This is a genomic window from Pseudaeromonas pectinilytica, from assembly GCF_054780855.1.
Window position 1 is genome coordinate 1 of sequence record NZ_BAAGVN010000269.1, and the last position, 4142, is coordinate 4142.

3 protein-coding genes are annotated in these 4142 nt (G+C 50.4%); 2 read left to right on the plus strand and 1 reads right to left on the minus strand.

Features of this window, described 5'->3' with window-relative positions:
• The coding region (locus ACYVG7_RS11060; protein ID WP_460883164.1) for a DNA methyltransferase at positions 1–1380 on the plus strand (1380 nt) is incomplete at its 5' end.
• Positions 1373–3748, plus strand: a complete 2376-nt coding sequence (locus ACYVG7_RS11065; RefSeq protein ID WP_460883165.1) for a DEAD/DEAH box helicase — start codon at positions 1373–1375, stop codon at positions 3746–3748. The genes ACYVG7_RS11060 and ACYVG7_RS11065, both read left to right, overlap by 8 nt.
• 191 nt (positions 3749–3939) lie before the next feature.
• On the opposite strand, the gene ACYVG7_RS11070 is transcribed toward ACYVG7_RS11065, so the two are convergent.
• The coding region (locus ACYVG7_RS11070; protein ID WP_460883166.1) for a hypothetical protein at positions 3940–4142 on the minus strand (203 nt) is incomplete at its 5' end.

Genomic DNA, 4142 nt, shown 5'->3' on the forward strand with positions numbered 1-4142 from the left:
TTGGTATCCATAGCGGGCACCTCAGTCCAGCGAACTTACTGCAAGTATAGATTGCCCCAACACGTAAAGGGAACAGCGCCAAATCCGGACGGCGACCCAGAAGGTTTGTGGGATAGCAAAAAAACAGGCGGAAACCCGACTGCTTCCAGTGGCGATGCCAAATCTGCTTACGGAATTCAATCACCATTTACTGGCGAGATGCACTATCCTGGCTCAAATTATTGGCGCTCAGCTAAAGCATCTATGAAGGCTTGGCTCGAAGAATGGGGATCTGAATATGAAGAAAAAATTATTGATGATAATGTTAGTCTAACAAACAAAGCTGGAAAGCAAGTCCGTGTAAAAGCATTGGTTTTAAAAGGATGCAAATTCGTTAATGGCCAACCAGTAAATAGCGACGATATCCTCGAAAAATCAAGACTTGCTGCGCAAAAAATATATGAGCGAGGGCAATGGCCAAGACTTTTTTTCACAAAAAAGGGCGATGGCGCTCCCCGATTAAAAACCTACCTGAAGGATGTTAAGAAAGGTAAGGTTCCACTTTCATGGTGGTCCAGCGAAGATTATGATTCGCCTTTCGAAATTGGTAGCGCATCATGGGCCTATACAGAATCTGGTCATAGCCAATCAGGAATCAAAGAACTTGCTGCTGTTGTTGGGCAGGATCATGGATTCCAAACTGTTAAGCCTCTGCGTTTGATCAAGAAAATTATTCAACTGTGGTGTAAACCGGACGGATTGGTCTTAGACCCGTTTGCTGGCTCAGGAACTACTGGGCATGCCGTATTGGAATTGAACGCAGAGACCGGGGCTGAACGCCACTTCATACTTATAGAGCAAGGAAATACTGAAAAGGGTGATCACTATGCATCAACTCTTACGGCTGAACGAGTCAAGCGCGTTATCACAGGCCAATGGGCAAGTGGCCCCACCAAGCCTATTGTCAGCGGATTCCGTTTCATTGAATTGAGGCGCGAGAAAATTGATGCTGAAGCGGTCAATGCCCTAGCTCGTGAGGAAATGATCGACCTGCTCTTGACTAGTTATTGGGATCGCTCGGAAAAGGCAAAGTCCTACCTCCGCCGCCTTCCTGCTGGCTCTTACAAGCACCTCTTTGCTGTCAATTCCCGAAACGAGGGCTTTTTCCTGATTTGGGAAACGCCAGATAAGCCGTCTGTCCTCGACAAAACGGCGTTTCGCGAGATCGCGGAAGAAGCAAAACAAGCAGGGCTGGTTTTGCGTTATCACATTTATGCATCGATGGCTCCGTATACCGGCGGCAGCGTCGAGTTCTACAAAATACCCGACAAGGTTCTTGAGCACATCGGATTCAATCCTCGTCAGGACTCATACAACAACGAAGGGACAGGTGATGCCTGATTTCGAGTTAAAGGTATTTCAATCAGACGCCGCAAAGACGATTGCCGACCGTTATGCGTTTTTTGAGGCCCATCCATACAGGCCATGCAAAGGGAACAAGCCCCGCCCTTTTTTTCAGGCGCTTTCTGCCCTAACGGGAGCAGGTAAAACCCCGGTGCTCGCGCAGGCGGTGTCGCTGATGCGGGCCCATTTCGCATGTGAGCCAATTGTTTTCTGGATGTCGAAAGCAAAGTCCGTTGTGGCTCAGACCTATGCTAATTTTTGCCCTGGTGGGAAGTATGCCGAGATCGCAGACGGTTTTTCTGTCATTGGTATCGGCCAGCTTACTCCTGCGCACATTGAAGACGGTTCGACGCCGCTGATGCTATTGGCGACCACTGGGTTGTTTAACAACCGGGACCAGTCCGAAGGCAACCTCAACATCTACAAAAAGGACGCTGATATTTTCGGCGACAGTTCCCCATGGGAACGCCTGATAGCCAGAACTGCTGGGAGTCAGCGTCGTCCGCTATTTGTTGTTTATGACGAGGGACATAACCTTTCAGAGCAGCAGTCGGAGATCCTTGCGGAATTAGAGCCGGACGCATACTTGCTTGCCAGTGCAACCCTAAAACTGCCAGCGAACTTCAGTAAGGCTGTAATCCAGCCAATCAAGCTGTGGGTGGATGAGGCCGCGCAGGATAGCAAGGCGTTTGCTGACCTTGGGGCCGTTGATGATAGTGGAAATCCTGATGCGCAGCGCTTTGTCACTACGGCAGTTGATAGCACGAAGGTGGTCTCTGCTCAGCTAGTTAAGAAGGCCATTCAGTTCGATGGCACGACGGCCCCGATGGAGAAGTGTCTAGATGACCTCCACAAGCGTTTAGGGCTCATTGAGGACGAGATAGAGTCATGTGGCTTTAGCTTCAAACCGAAGGCTATCTACGTCTGCAAAACCAACATTGCGGATGATGGCGAGAAGGATGACCATACCAAGCCCTTCGAGCATCGCAAGGCTCCCCCCATTCGGATTTGGAGGTATCTTGTCGAGGAAAAGGGGATTGATCCGGAAGAGATCGCCATCTATGCCAACTTATCTTTTGCTGACGGGAACAAGCCAGCTGCGGTTAATCTATTTTCCAAAGGTGAGAACGATTTCGATGATTTCCGAGCCGGAGATTACAAGCACATCATTTTCAACCTATCGTTGCAAGAGGGTTGGGATGACCCTGCATGCTATCTCGCTTACATCGATAAGAGCATGGGATCCTCCATCCAGGTGGAGCAGATCATCGGACGGGTACTGAGACAGTACAACGCCAAACATTACGACTCGCCCCTACTCAATAGTGCCCACTTTTTTCTTCGTGTGGATAGTCAGAGTGTCTTCGCAGATGCTATCGGGGCAGTAAAGGAGAGACTCAAAGCCGAGGGAGCTCCTATCGAGATCACCGACAATTTTGGTGGTGGAGCAGGAGGCGCAGAGGAGCTGACGCCAAAAGACGGGGTGGATGTTGTCATCCACCAGGTGCATGTCGATGCCTCGGACGCGTGCAAGCAGATCGCGGAAATTGTCGCGGACTTTCCTGTGTTTGCCGAGGGTGGATCGGATACTTTGGGGCTGGCTCATACGGCATCTCAGATCATTGAACTGGACGGTCTGGCTAAGGACGGTGGGGGCGCGGAATGGAAGGCTGATGGGCATACCAACCCCGTTCGGCTCCGTTGGCTAGTAAACACTGCCATCCGAGCTCGCTCCAATCGAGCTTTGGCCGTGACCGATCTTAACGATCCGAAATTCGATGTCAGAGTGCAAATACAGAGTCCGGCAGAGCGCTATGCTACCAAGCTCGCTGCGGAAATCGTGTCAGCTTATTACGCCCATTCTGAACTCGCGTATGAGAGCGAGGCCCCATTCCGGTTTGGGGTGCTTCGCTCCGCCAAGAATGCTACGGCATTCCAAAATGGCCTCTACGAAAAATACGCTGGTATGAATAAGTTCGAGGGGCCGTTCGCTGCTGCTCTCGACGAGTCCGGTCATAGATGGCACCGTAATCCGAGCAGCGGTGGTTTCCATATACCGTTGCTGTCCGAAGGCGACACCGCTTCCTTCTACCCGGACTTCATCGTGTGGAAGGGAGGTCTCGTCTATTGCCTCGACACTAAAGGGGGCCATCTTTTGACTGACGCGGTGGCTCGCAAGCTCTTCGATATCCAGGAGGATGGAAAAACGAAATTGCTCGTGCGCTTCATCACTGAGGGAAAGCAGACGGAATTGCGTGGTAAGGCAATGACGGGAGGGTATACCGTCTGGAAAATGAAATCTGGGACTCCGACACCTATTCACGTAGCCGATCTCGTCAAGGCAGTAGAGGTATGTCTGAAATAGGCAAGGCTTATTGCCTAACAAATTGAACGAGAACGGAAATTCAGCGCACTCTTCACCGTCTTCTTCAATGAAAGTTGAAGAACCTAGAAGTAAGGCAATTTGCCCCACTGCAAGCGGCGGTTTGTACCGTGCGCAGCATTGGGGCTTATCTCCAAAACTTTAAGGTTAAGTACATTCACCCTTCTGCGAACTCATAATTGCCAGCGAGTCAGTTCAAACAAATCCCGCAAGCCGATATTCATTTGTTTTTTCGAACCATAACTGAAAGGATCGTGATGGTGGCCGTGGATTATGGTTGTTACCTCGATTGACTGGTAAGCGCCGCTAAATCGACCTACTTGCCTTCGTTGTATTGCGCCACTTTTTTTGCAATGGGCTCCAGCGGGACGTTCCA